Origin of the sequence: uncultured Wocania sp., assembly GCF_964021735.1 — a bacterium.
Lineage (GTDB): Bacteria > Bacteroidota > Bacteroidia > Flavobacteriales > Flavobacteriaceae > Wocania_A.
In genome coordinates, this window is the sequence record NZ_CAXIBN010000009.1 from 13,131 (window position 1) to 33,707 (window position 20,577).

Sequence of the window (20,577 nt, forward strand, 5' to 3'; positions counted from 1 at the left end):
ATTTTTTAAGTTGATAGATTGTAGAATTCAACCGCATTGTTACCAAACACTTTTAATTGTTCTTGGGTTGAAAAATCTTTCGTATAGTTTTGAATAATATTGAGTTGCTCTTCGTATTGTGCCGCAAGTAAACATACTGGCCAATCGGAACCATACAAAATTCTATCGGTGCCAAAAGTATTGAATATTACATCTAAATATGGTGTGAAATCTGAAACTTTCCAGTATTTTAAATCGGCTTCTGTTACCATGCCTGATACTTTACAAAACACATTTGGTGCTTGAGATAGTTCGGTTATTTTAGATTCCCATTCCTTAATTTCTCCCGATTTAATATATGGTTTTGCCATATGGTCGATAACAAATTTCTGATTTGGAAATTTATTCACTAAAGCGATAGCGGCATTTATTTGTGGAGGAAATATTAAAATATCGTAGGTTAAATTAAATTGTTGCAATTTACTAATCCCATTCTGAAAATCTTTCCCCAACATAAAATCGTTCGCCTCTGCTTGTACAATATGCCGAACACCTTTAAGTTTAGCATCTTCTGAATAATGCGCCAAACGTGCTTCTACATCTTTTGTTTTTAAATCTACCCAACCTACAACTCCTTTAATAAAAGGGTTTTTGTTGGCACAGTCTAATAAAAATTCGGTTTCGGTTTCACTTTGATCTGCTTGTACAGCCACACAGCCAGCAACATCATTCGCTTTTAAAATAGACTCTAGGTCTTGAGGCAGAAAATCTCTACGGATAACTTGCATAGAATCATCAATCCAAGCATCTCGAATAGGATCGTATTTCCAGAAATGTTGATGGCTGTCTATAATCATTCTCCGTATGCTTTTACAATTTGTTTTGAAGTTCCTAAACCTTCAATTCCTAATTCCATAACGTCTCCAGATTTTAAATATCTAGGAGGATTAAATCCTAAGCCTACTCCAAATGGGGTTCCTGTTGAAATGATATCGCCAGGCAATAAAGTCATGAATTGACTAATATATGAAACGACTTCTTGCACGTTAAAAATAAAATCGGAAGTTGATGAATGCTGTAATCTTTCGCCATTAACATCTAACCATAGCTCTAAATTATTAGGGTCTTTAATTTCATCTTTAGTAGCAATAAATGGCCCAACAGGCGCAAACGTATCGCAACCTTTACCTTTACACCATTGCCCTTCTTTTTCGATTTGAAAAGCTCTTTCAGAAATATCGTTGTGCAATACATATCCCGCAATATGGTTGTAAGCGTCTTTTTCTTCTACGTAAGATGCTTTTTTGCCAATAACAATGGCTAACTCTACTTCCCAATCTGTTTTTTCTGAGTTTTTAGGAATGATGACATGATCATTTGGCCCGCATAATGCTGTTGTAGATTTAAAAAACAATACAGGTTCTTTTGGTACGGTCATACCTGCTTCGGCAGCATGTTTAGCATAATTTAAACCTACGCAAACTATTTTTGATGGTCTTGTTAAGGGTACTCCTAAACGCTCATCTTTGCTTACTTTTGGGCAACTGTCTTGGTTTGTTTTTAGCCAATTTTCTAATTGTTCTAACCCGTTACCTCCAAAAAATTCTTCGTTGTAATCTTGTCCAAAAGCAGAGACATCAATTCTTGTTCCGTCTTCTAATTGTACTCCTGGTTTTTCGTTTCCTTCGGCTCCAAATCGTATTAATTTCATTTTTTATGTTTTGGTTTTATGATTCAAAAAAATCTAATTCTGCTATAGCTGCTGTTTTTTTACCTCCAGCAATTACTGTTGATTCTATTCTTATGTATCTCGTTGTTACTTCTTTTTCAAATTGATGTGTTCTAGTTACAGGATCGTTAATTAAGTTTCCAAATTCGAAACTTTCTAATATTGTCCATACAATACCATCATTACTTATCTTAATAACTCCTTTTTCAATCATTCCATCGGCGTTGTGCCTTTGAGGGGTATAAGCAAAACCTTTAATCGTTTTGTGTTCCCCAAAATCTATATTCAAATGATGTTTAGATCCTGTTTCTTTAGATTTCCAATAGGTGTCTGGATTTTCATCAAATGCCATAATATCAAAATGTTCTGGCTCAAAACTATCGCTAGCTAAACTTTTCCAACTGTTTTTAAGAATGCCTAGTTTTTTTGAAGCTTCGCTACCTTCAACATTTTTAGCAAATGCTTTTGCTTTAACTTCTCCTGCTGTCATTTTAAACGACTCTTCAAACAATTTTGAATCTTTTGTTGGTGTACTACTATCTGTAGTGTACCTAATTTCCAATGTTTTATTAAGGTTTCCAGAGCTATCTTCTCCATGTGGTTTCCAACCAAACGCGTGTTTTTTAGGTTGAATACTTACCAAACCATCTAAGTTTCTTGTAATGCTTAATTGTGGTGGGCGTATTTTATAATAATGTGCTGTAATATTTGAAATTGCAGGACTTAATCGCGATTGCAATACACGAACTCTAAATTTGTTTGATGTAACTTCTGCAAAACGTAGAATACGTTTGTAACCAATATTGGTTGCTGCAGCTATCTCTTTCCAGTCGTTATCTAACCAAGCATCGACTGCATGTTTTTCAACACGTTCGCTATGAGTTGTAATGGCTTCTTGAATGACGATGCGATTTATTGTTATTGGTGCTTTGGTTTCTATAACACTATTTTTTTCTTCAGTATCTAACAATTCAAAAGTCGTAATATCATCATCTAAAACATTTTTAGCCCCCAATGCTTCTGCGAATAAATTAGTAGTATATGTTTCGTTTATACGTTGACCTACTTCATTTAAAACACGTACATCTTCATCAGAGAATTTACCATCTCTATTTGGTGGTATATTTAATAAAAAAGTGCTGTTACCACCAACTGAACGTTCGTACATATCAAAAACATCATCTGCATTACGTACCTTTTGTAAAGTTTCATCTCTATAAAACCAACCTTCTCGAATAGAAGTATTGGTTTCTGCTTGTTGGTAGTGTAAATACTTAGCATCGTAAAGTTTTTCTCTACTGCCAATATCTTCTTGCATTATATCTGTAAAACTATTCATTTCATGAGGGTTTGCTTCATACGGAATGATATTCCACTCGGTATCTCTGGTTGCTCCAGATTCGTTACCACACCAACGTATATCCTGCTTACCAAACACCACTGCTTCTGGTGCCAAAGTTGAAATTAACTCTTTCCAAGCAAAATAATTATATTTTTGCCCGCCTTTTCGTTTTGGGTGTGCGCCATCAAACCAAACTTCATTAACAGGTCCATATTCGGTTAATAATTCGAATAATTGGTTTAAAAAATATTCGTTATAATCATCCACATTAAAAGTAAATGTGGTTTTATTTTTAAATGGTCTGCCTTCAACTGGTCTTGGAATAACACGATCTGAGTATTCACTTAAATTACCGTACAACCCTTCTTCACTTTCAATTTGATATAAATCTGCTGGCGATAAATATAGTCCTAATTTTATTCCATATTTCTGACATGAAGCAGATAATTCTTTTAAAATATCACCTTTCCCTTCTTGAAATTCAGTAGACATAACACCATGTTTTGTATAACGACTTTGCCAAAGTACAAATCCATCGTGATGCTTAACAGTAATAATAACCATTTTCATATTAGCCGCTTTCATGGCTTCACACCATTGGTCGGTATCTAAATTTTTAAGATCAAAAATTTTAGGATCTTCCATCCCATTACCCCATTCCATTCTGGTAAACGTATTGGGTCCAAAATGAATAAATGCTATAAATTCATTTTTTAAAGCTTCATATTGATTTTTGGTAGGTACAACATGAGCAGCTTTTATAATAATGGAATCTTTAGTATCATTGGAATCTATACTAATGGTAGAACTGGTTTGCATTAGCAAACCATTATTGGTTTTAGAGCACGAAACAATTAATAACGTTAAAATGATATATGCGAAACTATTTTTCATAAGGATAAAATAATAAATCTATTTGGTAATTTTTATTGAATAAGCATAAGTATCGCTTTCTTTAAATTTATTAGGTAAATACGAAGGCATATCTATAACAAAGTCAGCTCCTTTTTGTATTCCTTTTAAAGATTCTCCTGTTGCCAATAATTTTATTTCTGGTTGATAAGAAGGTTTAAAATCTCTAATTATCACTTGTGAGTTCCATTTTGGGATTATTGCAAAATAAGCCTCTTCATTTTGAGTAAAGAAAATTTCTTTTACCGCAAAACCAGGTTCGGGGTTTATGGTTTGTTTTAATATGACATCGCCGCCCAAGTAATGTTGTTTAGGTTTGTAGTTTTTTTTACCTTTTAACGACCATTGAAAAGAATTGTTCCAAGGTGTTGTTCCGTAAATAGCCTCTCCGTTTGTCTCTAGCCATGCTCCTATTTGCAACAATCGTTCTTGCATAATTACAGGAATACTTCCGCGTCCGTCTGGTCCTATATCTAATAATAAATTCCCTCCTGTGCTTACTATATTTATTAAGTTAAGTACTAATGCTTTTGGTGAATTATAATCTTGAATATCTTCATTTTGATTATATCCAAATGAGAAGCCCATACCACGACATTCTTCCCAAGGTTTATCAAATTCTGGGGTTGCTGCTTCATATTCAGTCGTAAAATACCCACCATGTTTTTTCCTTATACCTTTACCCCATCTATCATTTACAACAACCGATTCTTTAACAGAAGATTCATTAAAAAGCCATGCTAAAAATTCTTTAGACTTCCATTTTTCATCTTCCATATCCCATTCGCCATCGGCCCATAAGATATCTGGTTTATAGTTTTTTACTAAATCTTTTATTTGTGGTAAAAAATGCTCATCAACAAACCGTTCTCTATCATTTAACCACAATGGGTGATACCACTCGTAGAGCGAATAGTACAATCCCATTTTAACATCTGTTTTTTTTACTGCTTCAGAAAGTTCTCCAACCAAATCGCGTTTAGAGCCAACTTCAACGCTATTCCATGCAAACCCTCTATCATTTGCCTCTTTACTAGGCCACAAAGTATAACCATCATGGTGCTTTGAGGTTAGCACAATATATTTTGCTCCAGATTTTTCAAATAGTTTAGCCCATTCATCTGGTTTAAATAAATCGGCTTTAAACATATCTCCAAAATTGTAATAAGAAAAGTGATCTCCATACGTTTTTTTATGAAAATTAGCTACTTCATCACCTTCAAACGTTCCATTTCCAAAAAGCGATTCACTTTGCAACCAATATTGGTACCACTCAGAATACGTTCCTTTAGGAGACCATGCCGGAACAGAATAAGGCCCCCAATGGATAAAAACACCAAATTTAGCATCTTGAAACCATTTTGGAATGGGGCGCGCATCTAATGATTCCCAAGTTGGTTGATATTTGCTTTGCCCATTAAGCAAGCCATTAGAGACTAAGAGAAGAATAGCTATTATTAGAATATTTTTTTTTGAACTATTCATAATTTAATTTTCATAGATTTTAAAAGTCCATGCATCGTGTGATGGCATTTCTGCATACTTAATACTTTTGGTATTAATATACATTTTTCCATTAGAATAATTCCATGTTAAATTTTTATCTACTCCTAATAATTTTACTTTAGCATTTTCACCTGGATTGGGAATACTTAAAATCAATTCATTTTCTGGCCATTCAAAACTAGTAGCATAAATATCCCCATTGTTTTGCGTATAACATAAATATGTTTTTAGAGAGGAATAACTTCCTTTTATACCATTTCTTGATTTTTCTTGGTCTAAAAACAAGGCAGAAGTTGGAACCAATTGCTTCGCTACGTTTTTTGTATTCCAAAATAACGCGATAGATGCATTTTGCTTTTTCTCTCTATATTTTATTTGAATCTTGTATAAATCGCCACGTTTTAATTTTATTTGACCTGTTGATGACGCACTAGTCTTTGCTTCCATAACTTCAGATTGTGAGCCTGTTGCTGTATAATTTTGATTTATTACTAGTACATCATTTATGTATACAGCAGCTTCATCATCAGCTTTAATTTCAAAAAAGTAAGTATCGGTTTTTGGTACTTCTATATAGCCGTTCCATTCTACTTGAAAATCATCTTCTTTAATTCCTTTCATAGGAGAGTTTCTAACCCAATTGAAGTTTATTTGGTTATCTATTCTGGTAAAAGCCACTTCTTTTTCTTCTTCTTTAATAGAAAAAGGTTCTGCGCCATAAATAGCATCGCCATTAATTTTAAGCCAGTTTCCTAATTGAATTAATCGTTCTTGCTGAATAAGCGGAATTTGTCCATCGGCTTTAGGTCCAACATTTAAAATCATACCCCCACCATTGGCAACTGTTTGCACAAACCGATGAATAAGATCCTGAGAGGTACCGTAAGCTTCTAAATCTTCATTTCTATTTAACCCGAAAGAGCGTCCTAACCCCCTTACTTCTGCCCAAGGTCTATCGGTTACTTTTATACCTGCACTGTATTCTGGTGTTAAATAGCCAACATCTAGCCCATGTCCCCATCGGTTATTAACTATAGCATCATCACCAACTACTTTATAATACCAATCTATTAATTCTGCCGAATGCCATTGTTTTGCGGTATTATACCACTCGCCATCTGCAAAAAGTATTGATGGTTTATAAGTAGAAATTAATTCTTTAAACTGAGGAATCATGTACTCTTTAACATAGGAGCCTATGCTATCGTGCGGATCGGTGTACCAACGGTGTAATGGATGATTCCATTCGGCAAGCGAATAATACAGTCCCATTTTTAGCCCTGATTTACGAACAGATTTGGTTAATTCTCCTACCAAATCTCTTTTGGGACCAACATCTACACTATTCCAGTTTCTATTATATTTACTAGGCCATAATGCATAACCATCATGATGCTTACTTACAAGCATTACATATTTTGCTCCTGCATTTTTAAATAATGTTGCCCATTCATCTGGATTAAATAATTCGGCTTTAAATAATGGTGCAAAATCTTTATAGGTAAAATGTTCTCCATAAGTGTTTTTCATAAAATTGGTTCGCAAAGAGTCTTTAGTCTGAATGCCTCTTAAAAACCATTCGGAGTAAGATTCTTTGCCTCCATAAGCTGGCACCGAGTATAATCCCCAATGGATAAAAATACCTAATTTAGCATCTTTAAACCACTCTGGATATGGGCGCTCGCTAATATTTTTAATATAATCTTCCTCTGTTTTTTGTTGCGCAAAAGCCGTTGTTATCAATAAAAAACAAATGCAAACCAATAAAACACTTTTTCTAATCATTATCCATTTAGTTTAATAAAGCCTCCATCAATAGGAAAATCGGTACCTGTTATAAATGATGCTTCGTCCGAACATAAATACAATGCTAAGTTTGCTATTTCTTCGGGTTTTCCCATTCTTCCGATAGGTTGAGTTTTCGACAATTTATCGAACATTTCATCTTCTTTTCCTGGATAATTTTTCTTAATAAACCCATCGACAAACGGAGTATGTACTCTTGCTGGCGAAATACAATTACAACGGATGTTATTATTTACGTAATCTTTAGCTACAGAATATGTCATGGTTAAAGCAGCTCCCTTAGACATGGAATACGCAAAGCGATCTGATATACCTACCGATGATGCAATAGATGCCATGTTAATAATAACGCCCCCGCCTTGTGCTTTCATTTTGGGTATTATTGCATAAATACAATTGTAAATCCCTTTTACGTTTACGTTATATACTCGGTCTAAATCTGATTCTTCTGTATTTTCTACATTTCCAACGTGTGCAATACCTGCATTGTTTACTAAAATATCTATCTTATTATTTTTAGTAATTGTATTTATAACTTCTTTTACTTGCTCATGATTGGAAACATCGCATTGGTAAAAATAGGCTTGACCTCCTCCATTCTTAATTTCTGCAACCGTTTGTTCGCCACTTTCTTTATTAAATTCTAATATGTAAATATGCGCCCCTTGTTGCGCAAAGGTTGTAGAAATGGCCTTTCCTATACCACTTGCTCCACCTGTAATAATTGCCGATTTTCCTTCTAAACTAAACTTTGACATTATTTTTTGTTTTATTTATTTTTTATAGTGATACTCCTCTTTTCCAAGGTATAAAATCATCTTGACCTAATTTTGTTGCACAGGTTTGATGCCTTCCGCTTGCTACTTCAATAATTAAATCGATTAATTCTCCTGAAAGTTCTTCTTGACTTTTTTGTTCAGAAATTAATCGTCCTGCATCAAAATCTATAATATCTTTCATTTTTGCTGGCAGCATTGAGTTTGACGATATTTTAATAACTGGGCAAATTGCATTTCCTGTTGGTGTGCCTAATCCTGTCGAAAACAATATAATATTTGCTCCAAAACCTGCCAAACCCGTTGTGGATTCTACATCGTTTCCTGGTGTACACAGTAAATTTAAGCCTTGTTTTGTAGCATATTCACCATAATCGATAACATCTGCAATAGGGCTTCTACCGCCTTTAGTTGCAGCTCCAGCAGATTTTATGGCATCGGTAATTAAACCATCTCTAACGTTACCGGGAGATGGATTCATATCAAAACCAGAACCTACCTTTTCGGCTTGATCGCTATAGCGTTCCATAATATGCATAAATTTATTAGCGACCTCTTCGGTTGGACATCTATCAATTAAATCTTGCTCTACACCACATAATTCGGGAAATTCAGACAAAATACTTCTTCCTCCAACGGCATTAATTTTATCTGATACAACACCTATAAGAGGATTTGCTGTAATTCCAGAAAAACCATCAGACCCTCCACACTCTAAGCCAATACTTAGCTTACTTAAAGGTGCAGGTTGCCTTTTTATTTCGTTAGCTTTTTGCAATGCTTTATAAGTATCTTTTAATGCTTCCGATAGCATTTCATTTTCTGTTGTATATTGTTGTTGCTCAAAATACAATACAGGTTTATCTGTAATAAAACAATCTTGTAGCGCCTCTTGCAGCATACTTATTTGTGCATGTTGGCATCCTAAACTTAATACAGTGGCCCCTGCCACATTTGGATTTTTAATGTACCCCGCCAGTAAATTTACTAAAGCTTGAGCATCATCTTTTGTGCCTCCGCAACCACCTTCGTGAGTTAAAAACTTAATACCATCAATGTTTTTAAATACTTTTTGTGATAGCTTTTCTTCTTCATAAAGAGCATCTTCTCCTCCATTAACTAAACTTCGCAATTTTAGTCGGTAAGGGTTTTCTTTTTTAAAACCTAATTCTGCTTCAAAAGCTTCTTTTAACACTTTTAAATTTCGGTTTTGGCAGAACACCATGGGTATGAAAATCCAATAATTTGCTGTACCTACTTGACCGTCTTTTCTATGATAACCTAAAAATGTTTTTTCAGCTAAACCGTTTATAAAAGGTTTTTCATATTGGTAATTAACCCGTTTATATTGATACGGTGCAGCAATGTGTTTTAGGTTTTCTGTGGTTATTAAAGCACCTTCTGCTATAGTCTTTGTGGCTTTACCAACTGGCACACCATACATGGTAATAACTTCTCCTATATTGAACGGTTGTAAAGTAAATTTATGTTTTACAGGTATATCTTCAATAACAAGAATCTCTTTTCCTTTAACTAATAACTTAGATCCTTTGCTAATATTTGATAATGCTACCGCAACATTATCTGATGGAGATATTATTAAATTATTTCTCAATTTGTTACTATCTTGTTAGTTGCTATTTATCTCTTTTGATGAGATTTTTGAAGTCGTTTAAGCTTTTATGATATTTGTTTGTATCGTTTAAAGGTACTTCATCAACAAAAATAAGTATCTGCCACACATCCCCCTAACATTTAAAAGACCTTAACTAATACTTTTTTTGCAGTAAAGCTGGATTTAAGATTTGTTAATGACATTATTCTTCATATATTATATGCGCAAACACTAGTTAATAATTTGATTTACAACCACATACAAGAGTGTATGGAATTTACATTTTAAGTTGATGAGTTTCTTTTTTTTTACATCGCCTGAACGATGCGTAATCTTCTCTCCACGGATATAGTGTCTAACGCTAATGGGTTATCAAAAGAAACACTACTTTAATTTTTATAAATTCGTTTCATCCACTATGCACACCATGACTAGTTGTGATACAATATAATTTTGCATTTTTTATGTCTTTAATTAATTTAATCTACTTAAAGTTTTATATCAATAATAACAGGTAAATGATCCGACGGATATTTGCAATTTTCAGAATCGCTTAACACAGCATATTTTAATACTTTTATATTTTCTTTACTTGTAAAAATATAATCAATCCTATCCAAAACTGGCGTATTAAATTTAAACCCATTAAATGTTCCTATTGGCCCAAAAGGCTTAAATTTACTTACTTGTTTGGAATCATTCAAGGTTTCTAAAAGTAGCTGAACAGGCTTTTCTTCTGGTTTTAAATTAAAATCTCCCATTACAATTACAGGCAGATTAGCCGTATTTAATTCTGCTATCTTTTTAAGAATTAGTGCTACGCTATTTACTCTTGCTAATGTTCCTATATGATCAAAATGCGTATTAAAAACAAGAAATTGTTGTTTTGTAAATTTATCTTCAAACCATCCATAAGTACAGATACGCTCTATGTAAGCGTCCCAACCAACAGAAATTTTACTAGGAGTTTCACTTAACCAAAATGTTCCTTCATTTAAAATATTAAACTTTTCTTTATTAAAAAATATAGCACTGAATTCCCCTTTGGTTTTTCCATCATCCCTACCAACACCTATATAGTTATAATCGACCAATACACTATCTAAATATGTGACTTGGTGGTATAGGCCTTCTTGTATGCCAAAAATATCAGGTTCGTAAAATTGTATTTGGTTGCTTAAAAACGCTTTTCGGTTGGACCACGCAATATCACCACCGTTAGGGTCGTCATAGCGTATATTGTAGGTCATGACCTTATAGGTTTGGGCAAGCAAGATATTCGATAAAAACATTGAAATTAATAAGATGTAATACTTTTTCATTGATGGTTTAATTTATAATTACTTCGTCTGCAAATACCCACGATGGTAGACTAGCGGCATGGTGCCAATATGGGGCTTTAGTTAAATTTTCAGCTTTAATTTTCAGGTATCTTAGCACTGTTGATGGTATATCCAAATCAAAGTATTGTATGTCGTTTACCTTGCTTTTTTTGTTCAAGGGATATGCATTTGCTACTTCGCCCAGTTTATGATATGTTTTACCATCAAGGGAGCCATAATAAGCAACTTTAGCGGGGAAAAATACAATATGGTTGGTAACTTGTAAAAAAGCCATAGAAACGGTCGAGATATTTTGAGGTGCTTCTAAATCGACGATGGCCTCTAAATGATTGCCCTCAAAACCTAACCAATTGGAGTAGAAATTGCTGCCACCCAAAGCGCCATCGGTTAACGCCTGGGGGTCTTCCTTGGCATATTTTTTTGGTTTGGTCAATAGAGTAACTGGTTTTCCTGATGCTTTATTGGGTTTGTTTGCCGCTGTAATGGTCTTTAAAAAAGCATTGTAATAATCGGTTACGGTATAGCCCATTTCGTTCATCAAGGTTATGTTGGCCGTATCGCAAGTGTTCTTAAAGTTTTCAAGCAATGCCGATACGTACTCGGTTTGGGTTAAGCGGTATTGTTGCGATACATTTTTTCGGCAAGCTTCTAAAGTGGCATAGTCTATTCCCAATCGTGCTTCTTTAACACGTTTTAAAACTTGGGGTTTGTTGATTACGGCTTTTTCGGCTTTATCGAAAAAGGTTATGTACTGCTTTAATAGTTCTGGATTCAAATAAGCATTAAAGGCTTGGGACGGATCGCCGTATAAAAACAAAAAGAAATCGGGGTGTTTCTGTATTTCGTTATGGATGGTATCGATATATTCTTTAACGAAAGGGCCTGCTTCTTGGTAATAGGCATTGGTGAATTCTAAAATAATATCGTCTACATTACTATCAGGATTCCAAAGTAATTTAGCCATTAAATAAGATCGTAATTCGAATAGTTCGCTGGGATTGTGGCTATGTTGCTCAAAAACCCATTTGGTATGGTTGTCCCTAAAAAACTGTATGTTGGGTTGAAGGCTGTACACATTTGGGAATGGTGCCAAAAAGTTAGTAAACTGAGTGGTGTAATCCCAGATACGGATATTATCGGTAAGTTGGCTCCAGCCCCTTAGGTCATTGGCAAAATCGGTGCACTTTTCGGTTATGGGGGCGCTTCGGTCGCATTCAATAGAGCATAGCGTAATCAGGACATTACTTAAAGGTTTTGTTTTACAAGGTTTTCTAGTGTATTGATAGGCTAATGTAGAAATGGTTTTGTTGGGAAATTCCTTAGCGACTTCATTAACAAACCGAATCATGGTTCCCGAGTGGCTGCCTTCCTCTTCATCTATTTTACTGCAATTGTCACAGGTACAATACTGTGTGTTATCGTTACTGCTTACCGAAATTACCGAAGCTTGCGGATATTGTTGAAATAATGAGCGTACCGAATCCTTTACAATTTGCAATACCTCGGTATTTGTAAGACATAATTGGGTAGGGAGACGCTTACCATTTCTTAGGGCGTAATACTCTGGATGTGATTTATAAAATTGTTCTTCGGGCAAAAATCTATGAAAGGTATGTACCCTGCCCTTTGGAACATAATGAGGGAAAGCTTCTTGGGTTACTTTTTGTTTATTGGCAAAATCTGGATTTTCATAGAATAGTTTGGAATGGACGGTACGGGTCTTTATCTCCGGATTATAGTTGTAATTAATTGGCAGCGGTAGGCTTAATGCATTTGAAGTGGGGATGTATTCGGTTTCTGGCGATAGCCATTTGCATCCTAAAAAGTCTTCTAAAAAATGATAGACCGCATAGCGAACGGATGCATCCGATCCTCCATTTATAATCAGGTTTTTGTTTTCTTCTTTAATGATGATTTGTTCTTTTTTTAAGCTATCATCTATTATGCTTCCTACATAAATTTTATGCTTGTCTGAATGCTGCGCCTCTTTAGCTACCAAATCCAAAGTAACTCCACTGATTTTTTTGATATAGCTTTGAAGGATTTCAGCAGATTCGTACTGACTTTGGTTCGCTTTATCAAGAAAAACTATTTCGTAATTGGATGTGCCGTTTTCTGTTAATTTTAAATGTGTACTTTCTTTACAAGAGCATGCTAAAAAAGTGATAAAAAGGAACACCCATGACGGTTTAAGTATTTTAATGCGATGGTTTGTCTGCTTATATTTCATGGGTGTTACGTTTAGTTTATTCTACAACATTGAAGGATGTTTTTATTAAATCTTTGGAGTTACCACCTACCATAACTTGAAATTCTCCGGGTTCTACGGTTTTTTCCATGTTTATATCCCAAATGGCAAGTTCTTCTGGTGTAAGTTTAAATGTGATTTTTTTGGTTTCCCCTTTTTTTATTCCAACACGTTTAAACCCTTTTAAAGTTTTTCTAGGTGTTGTAACACTACTGTACATGTCGTTAATGTATAATTGCACGACCTCTTCACCATCATAATCCCCAGTATTCTTTACATCTACTGTTACCGTTAAGGTTTCGTCCGCTTTTATGCTTTGGCTACTTAATTGTAAATTGGAATAGCTAAATGTGGTATAGCTTAATCCATGGCCAAAGGCATATAGAGGGTCTTCGCTTTCTGTAACATATCTGTGAATTGCTGAAGGTTTTTGGTTGTAATATATGGGCAATTGACCAACAGATTTTGGAAATGTGATGGGAATCCGTCCTGCGGGATTATAATCTCCAAAAAGAACATCGGCTACGGCTTTACCGCCTGCTTCTCCTGGAAACCATCCTTCAACTATGGCCGAAACATTGTTTTGAATCCAATTTATGGAGAGTGGCCTACCGTTTAAAAGCACACAGATTACTGGTGTGCCTGTTTCGTAAATGGCCTTTATAAAATCGTTTTGCACCCCATGCAGATCCAGTGTGGCAACATCTCTATTTTCTTCTACCAACTCCCGAGACTCTCCCAAAACCACAATCGCTACATCGGCTTTTTTAGCGATGTCTATGGCAGGTTGCATGTTTACCTTTTCTAAATTCCAACGCAAATGTGCTCTGGCGCCCCAACCGCCTTCCCATAGTTCTATACGCACTTTATATGCTCTTCCAGCTTCTACCTTCATTGGCGTAGTAACAATATTGGTGCCTCCTTTTTTCCAATTATCAATAACCAATACATCGTCTATCCACATACGAATGCCGTCGTCCGAACTTAATCCTATCCAACCGTCAAAAGGTGTTTTCGATTTTATAAAGCCTGTCCAACGCACCGAAATTTGGTCATCATTCACACCGTCTCCGGGAGACCAAGGCCAATCAAATTCCACTTGCTTATCTATGCGTGTCAGCACAGGATCGCCTTCTAAATTCATGTTATTAAAATATTCCCCTTTGAGTCCACTTTCAGACTGATCTGGAGTCAATAAGCATGACGTTGGTATGGCCTGTCCCTTTACAATCAATGGAACACCTTCATGATATAGTACATCCGTATCTTTTCCAACTACTTGTTTGATGCCCTCCAAAACCGTTGTTCCTGTTTTTTCTCTAACGGAATAGCCTCCTAATCGTGAAGCATCGGCATTAGGCCCTATTACAGCAATGGTTTTTAATGTTTTGCTAAGTGGTAAAGCGTTATCTTGATTTTTTAACAAACAAATGGATTTATGCCCTGCTTCTAAAACAATGTCCTGATGCGCTTGTGAATGAAACCGTTCGTCTATTAACTTCTGATTGGTATAAGGGTTTTCGAAAAGGCCAAGTAAAAACTTCAGCCTTAAAACGCCTCCAGCCGCACGGTCTATATGCTCCATGCTCAGTTTGTTTTCCTTAACAAGTTCGATAATGGTGTTTTGCCAAAATGTGGTTGAGAAATCATAAAATTGCATATCGACGCCTGCTTTAACGGCTTCTTGAATGCTCTCCTTTGGCGAACTTGTTACATAATGTGTGGTCTGCACATATTTTATGGCTCCCAAATCGGAAATGACAATCCCTTTGAAGCCCCATTCATCTCTCAAGACATCAGTTAATAACCAGTGGTTTACGGCACAAGGAACCCCATCTAACTCCGAATAGGCGCACATGGCTCCCAATGCTCCTCCTTTTACATAAGCTTTTTCGAAAACAGATAAAAAGTCTTCACGAGCGGTGCGTTCGCCAACAATAACTGGAGATGAATTCCCGCCAGCCTGCGGATAACTATGAACTGCAAAATGCTTAGGTTCGGCTACTATGGCATTATCTGATGCTAAGGTGTCGCCCTGAATGCCCTTTACCATGGCCAATCCTATTTCGCCCGCCAAATAAGCATCTTCGCTAAATGTTTCTGCTACTCTGCCCCATCGTGGTTCCCTGCCCACACCTAATACGGGCCCCAATCCGTAATGCACACCATGAGCACGGGCTTCGGTGCCTATTACACGACCTACCTGTTGCATTAAATCGGTATCCCATGTTGCTCCAAGTCCAATATTCATAGGGAATGCCGTTCCTCCTTCTCCTAAATACCCATGAAGCATTTCGCACATAATAAGCGCAGGAATGCCCCATCTGTTGGTTTTAATAACATGGTCTTGCAAATCATTAATGGTCTTTGCCGAACGCGGATATAGATCATGGATTGCTCCTACGCCCAAATCGCCTAGTTGTTGTATTGTTTTTTCTTTTGAAAACGCTTCATTTTCCTTAAAATCGGGACCTTTGTACATGTCCATCTGGCGTACTTTTTCCTCTAAGCTCATTCGGCTTAAAAGATCCTTAATCCGTTCTTCTACAGGAAGTTTGGGATTTTGATAGGGATAAGTGCTCTGGGCATTAAGGGTGTTTAAAAAGCCTAATAATGTGAATAGATAGATAAATGTTCTTTTCATTTTGAAATGATACTTAAAGTGTTTGCGTTAATTAATGTGTCGTGGGTTATAAAATAACTCTTATGTGGTTTACCGTTTATTTGAATCTCTTTAATGTATGCGTTGTTGGCTTCATTTTCTGGGGTATTGGATGTAATGACCAAGCTATCGTTTTTATAATACCGCTTATCCAAATGAATGGTTATCTTGTTAAAAACGGGTTTGGTAATGGTGTAAATGGGGTCTGCTGGCGAAACGGGGTAAATCCCCATCATGCTGTAAATTAACCAAGCAGACATGGTGCCTGTATCGTCGTTTCCGGGCAGGCCGGCAGGTTTGTTCGTAAAATAGGTGTTTATAAGTTGGGTTACACGTTCTTGTGTTTTCCATTCGTAACCTTCGGCAAAATTGTAAAGATAAGGATAGGCTATATCTGGCTCGTTGGCCATATCGAATTGTTTTTTGTCAAACACCTCGTCCAGTTTTTCTACAAACTGTTTTTTGCCTCCCATCATTTTCATCAGGTATTTGGTGTCGTGGGCAACCATAAAGGTGTATTGCCAAGAGTTGCCCTCAATAAAACCAAAGTTCTTTACAAAGTTTGCGCCCGTATCTGGGTTAAAGGGGGAATGCCATGACCCGTCGTCGTTTTTGGGACGTAAAAGGTTTAAGGTTTTGTCGAATAGCTTTCTGTAGGATATCGACCTATTGGAAAAGAGTTTATAATCGTTTGTCTTACCCAAAGCCTTGGCCAATTGGGCTATGGCAAAATCGGAAATATTGTATTCCTGCGTGGTGGAAACCGATCCGCTTTCTATGGTTTTGGTGGATAGATATCCTTTTTTAATATAATCTTCAATACCTGGTCGCAATGGATTATCATCCAATTGGGTGGCGCTTTTGCGCATGGCTTCATAGGCTTTTTCAATATCGAAATCCTTAATGCCCCTTAGGTAGGTGTCTGCTAAAATTATTCCTGCCGGGTCGCCTACCATTGTTGTCGTTTCGGTAGCATTCAATTCCCATTTTGGCAACCAACCGCTTTCGTCGTAAATATGTAGCATGCTTTTTACCATATCCGATTGTTGCTTGGGATAGACCAAAGACATTAGGGCATGCAGATTCCTGTAGGTGTCCCAGAGGGAAAACACGGTAAATCGGGTGTCCTGTGTCGTCATGGTTTGTCGCTTTGCCATACTCGGATATTCACCATTGTAATCATTTAAGGTATTGGGATGGATTAAGGTATGGTATAATGCGGTATAGAAAATGGTTTTGTCGTCTTTAGAGCCGCCTTCTACTTCAATTTTGGACAACAGGTCGTTCCATTGTGTTGATGTATTTTTATAGATGTCGATAAATGCCAGTCCCTGGGTTTCTTTTTCAAGGTTTTCGCGCGCATTTTCAATACTTATATACGATACGCCTATTTTGACTTCTACTTCGGTGGGTTCTATAAAATCGTATGAAAAATAAGTGCCTATGCTATCGCCAACCACCTCTTTTTGGTACTGTTTGTACAATCGTGTTTTACCATTGTACCCCATCCATTGGGCTTCTGGGCCACAATATGTTCTAGGTTTCTTCCAAACGCCATAATCGCTTGCCGGTTTGCTAAACTTGGCTACAAAATATACGGGATAGGCTTCTTCGGGTTTGTAATAACAAAAAGAGCCTACATTACGCATGCCCTCAATTTCGGTAGGTGAAACGATTTTTACCATAGCGCCTTCTTCGTTGGTTAAACCTAATCCTAGATTGATTAGAATGTTAGCTTTTCCTGACGGAAAGTGGTATTTGGAAATCCCTGTTCTTGTTGATGCAGTAGTTTCAACCTTGACCTTATATTTATTTAGGGTCGTACCGTAATAGCCCGGTTTGGCAATTTCAAAGGAATGGGTAGAACCGTACTTTTTATAATCCGTTTCCAGATCGCCAGTGGTGGGCATGGTAAGTATAACTCCTAAATCGGGACAGCCAACACCGCTGAGGTTGACATGTGAAAATCCTGTGAGGAATGTATTTTCATTTACGTATGGGGTGGATAGCCAACCGCTATCTTTTTCTAAGGGTAGATTTTGCGGACCAGCAACGTTAAAAGGCGATACGCTAACCATCCCTCTAGGCGCAATGGCTCCCGGATTGGTGGCTCCAAAATTTGAAGTCCCTATAAATGGGTTTACATAATCAATCTGCTTTTGTGCAAGACCCCAATGCCCCAACACACAAAAAAATATGATAACTGCCTGATGCGATAGATTGTTTGTTTTTATCAAAATGGTTTATTTTTTACGGTACTTTTTTTAATGTTTTGGGTACTCCAATGGTTTTTATTACTTTTTTACAACTGCATTAATTTTAAATGTCCAAGCGTATTTAGAGGTAGGATTATTTCTTAATGCCTCTGGAATACTAATTTTAAATCCTTCATTTTGTTTTACCCATTTTAGATTCTTTTTGGATCCCAACATTCTAATTTTAGTGCCTTTTTTAGGGGTAATGGATTTTACAATAATTTCTGAAGGCATGGTGTTTTCGTCTTCATCTGCCAAATAGAATAAAAACACATTACCCTCTTTATTTTGGGTCATGCATATATTGTTTTCTTTGTAAGGTGCTATGGGCTTGGTACCATAAATGGCGCTGCTGTTAACATCCATCCAATCGCCGTATTCTTTTAAGAGGTCGTAAGCACCTTGTTGCCATTCGCCTTCTGGACTAGGGGCGATGTTTAACAATAGGTTGCCGCCTTTGGCCACAATATCTACCAACATCTGTACGCCTTCCTTTCCGCTCATGTATTTGGCATCTGGTGTATAGGACCAGCCCCCGCCTGAAATGATACAGGATTCCCATGGATAAGGCAAGGTCTTTTCTGGAACACGATTCTCTGGCGTTAGGTAGTTTTGGTTTTTTCCGTGTACGGCTCTATCTACAACAATTAAACCAGGTTGCTTTTCCCTTGCTTTGACCACAAGTTCATCCATTTTAATATCCTGATTAATGATACGGTGCTTAAGGTAGCCGTCCTCTACATTTTCAACAGTGTGCTTGTACCACTCGGTAATTTCTGCTTTTGGTGTTTTGGCAACCCAACCGCCATCTAACCATAGAATATCCATTTTTCCGTAGTCGGTCATCAATTCCATGATCTGGTTATGGGTAAAGTCTGTATAGGCCTTCCATTTTTCTGGGTAATCGCTTGGTGAATAGTTTACGTTTCTGTCTTTTGGCGGAAAGTAAGGGTCCCAATAACTTTCAACATTCCAGTCTGGCTTAGAAAAATAAGCTCCTGTCCACATGCCCTCGTTTCTAAAGGAATTGAATACTTCTTTTGCAATATTTGCTTTGGGATGCGATGAAAAAGGTGTTTTTGGTGAAGTGATTTTATAATCGGTATATTTTGAGTCGAACATACTGAAACCGTCATGGTGCTTTGTTGTGAATACCACATATTTCATTCCGGCATCTTTGGCGGCACTTGCCCATTTATCGGGATCGAACTTAACAGGGTTAAATGTGGTTTGAAGCGCTTCGTATTCCTTTTTGTATAAAAAATAATTATCGGGATTACTGCCCTTGGTACGTTCGCACCATCCATATTCTTCCGGACATAGAGACCACGATTCTACAATGCCCCATTGGCTGTATGTTCCCCAATGCATAAGCAAGCCGAACTTAAGGTCTTGCCATTGGTCTAACTTTTCTAAAACTACTGGATCTGTTTCTGGCACATAACGTTCTTCTTCGTAAATGGCTTGAGAAAATGAATAGGTAGAAACCAAAACTGCTAATAATAATTTTTTCATCTGTTTAAATTTATTGTTTTTTTATCGGTCACACTTCGACTTCGCTCAGTGCAGGAATCTAATTCGTCAATAATCATCTTGTTGGGTAACAAGATCTGTTTATGACTCATTTTATAAGGTTGTTTTTATTTTACTCAAAAATATTTTTTCTATTTATAAATAACTACACTTTAAAAGGCTTTAACCGATACTTTTTTTTCTTTGGGAGGCAAATTATCCTAAGAGACTGTTTTTATTTGCTCAATGAATAGGGTGTGTTTTCTGTTTTTCTAGCCCATTCTTTATTGGGCGTTGCATTCATGTCAAACTCTAACTGTCCTCCATTTTGAATGGTTTCAAAATTTATAAAACTGTTATCCCATGGTTTTCCGTTTAACGAAACACCTTCTATAAAGACATTTTCTTTTGAATTGTTAGAGGCCGAAATTTTAAAGGTATTGCCGTTTTCTAAATGAAGGGTTACCTTTTTAAACAACGGACTACCTATAACGTATTGATCTACCCCAGGTGTTACAGGATAAAAACCTAATGCACTAAACACGTACCATGCCGATGTTTGTCCGTTGTCTTCATCGCCACAATAACCGTCTGGCGTGGCACTGTACAACTTGGTTAAAACGTTCCTTATCTTTTCTTGTGCCTTATATGGTGCATTGGCATAATTGTACAAATATATCATGTGCTGAATGGGCTGGTTGCCATGTGCATAATTGCCCATGTTTACAATTTGCATCTCCCGAATTTCGTGGATTGTGAAACCGTAATAGGAATCATCAAAATCTGGTGGCATTTCAAAAACCTCATCCAATTTTGCTACAAAGTTTTCCTTTCCTCCCATTAAATCAATCAACCCTTGTGTATCATGAAAAACGGACCATGTGTAATGTAA

At 36.5% G+C, this 20,577-nt stretch carries 13 protein-coding genes; all 13 read right to left on the bottom strand.

Annotated elements, in window-relative coordinates; translation table 11 throughout:
- Positions 1–5: 5 nt before the first annotated feature.
- Positions 6–836: an amidohydrolase family protein gene (locus AADI82_RS01765; RefSeq protein ID WP_341214751.1), complete on the bottom strand. Its 831-nt coding sequence runs from the start codon at positions 834–836 to the stop codon at positions 6–8.
- Positions 833–1,690: a fumarylacetoacetate hydrolase family protein gene (locus AADI82_RS01770; protein WP_341214752.1), complete on the bottom strand. Its 858-nt coding sequence runs from the start codon at positions 1,688–1,690 to the stop codon at positions 833–835. The genes AADI82_RS01765 and AADI82_RS01770 overlap by 4 nt, the downstream gene beginning before the upstream one ends.
- Before the next feature lie 16 nt (positions 1,691–1,706).
- Positions 1,707–3,944, bottom strand: coding sequence for an alpha-L-fucosidase (locus AADI82_RS01775; protein ID WP_341214753.1), 2,238 nt, complete (start codon positions 3,942–3,944; stop codon positions 1,707–1,709).
- Positions 3,945–3,962: 18 nt separating this feature from the next.
- Positions 3,963–5,447, bottom strand: a complete 1,485-nt coding sequence (locus AADI82_RS01780) for an alpha-L-fucosidase (protein WP_341214754.1) — start codon at positions 5,445–5,447, stop codon at positions 3,963–3,965.
- A gap of 3 nt (positions 5,448–5,450) precedes the next feature.
- Entirely contained in the window at positions 5,451–7,253 is a 1,803-nt protein-coding gene (locus tag AADI82_RS01785) for an alpha-L-fucosidase (protein WP_341214755.1), read from the bottom strand.
- Positions 7,253–8,032 (bottom strand): SDR family oxidoreductase, encoded by a 780-nt coding sequence (locus tag AADI82_RS01790; protein WP_341214756.1) that lies wholly within the window; start codon positions 8,030–8,032, stop codon positions 7,253–7,255. Before AADI82_RS01790 ends, AADI82_RS01785 begins: the two co-directional genes overlap by 1 nt.
- A 22-nt stretch (positions 8,033–8,054) precedes the next feature.
- A complete protein-coding gene (locus AADI82_RS01795; RefSeq protein ID WP_341214757.1) occupies positions 8,055–9,665 on the bottom strand; it encodes an altronate dehydratase family protein in 1,611 nt (536 codons plus the stop codon).
- A 488-nt stretch (positions 9,666–10,153) separates the two neighbouring features.
- Positions 10,154–10,915, bottom strand: a complete 762-nt coding sequence (locus tag AADI82_RS01800) for an endonuclease/exonuclease/phosphatase family protein (protein WP_341214758.1) — start codon at positions 10,913–10,915, stop codon at positions 10,154–10,156.
- 79 nt (positions 10,916–10,994) lie between these two features.
- A complete protein-coding gene (locus tag AADI82_RS01805; RefSeq protein ID WP_341214759.1) occupies positions 10,995–13,238 on the bottom strand; it encodes a DUF4838 domain-containing protein in 2,244 nt (747 codons plus the stop codon).
- Between the two features lie 16 nt (positions 13,239–13,254).
- A complete protein-coding gene (locus tag AADI82_RS01810; RefSeq protein WP_341214760.1) occupies positions 13,255–15,900 on the bottom strand; it encodes a glycoside hydrolase family 3 N-terminal domain-containing protein in 2,646 nt (881 codons plus the stop codon).
- Positions 15,897–18,119 (bottom strand): GH92 family glycosyl hydrolase, encoded by a 2,223-nt coding sequence (locus tag AADI82_RS01815; RefSeq protein WP_341214763.1) that lies wholly within the window; start codon positions 18,117–18,119, stop codon positions 15,897–15,899. Before AADI82_RS01815 ends, AADI82_RS01810 begins: the two co-directional genes overlap by 4 nt.
- 93 nt (positions 18,120–18,212) lie before the next feature.
- A complete protein-coding gene (locus AADI82_RS01820) occupies positions 18,213–19,688 on the bottom strand; it encodes an alpha-L-fucosidase (protein WP_341214761.1) in 1,476 nt (491 codons plus the stop codon).
- A gap of 232 nt (positions 19,689–19,920) precedes the next feature.
- Positions 19,921–20,577 (bottom strand): GH92 family glycosyl hydrolase (locus AADI82_RS01825; RefSeq protein WP_341214762.1); only part of this gene is annotated, 657 nt, incomplete at its 5' end.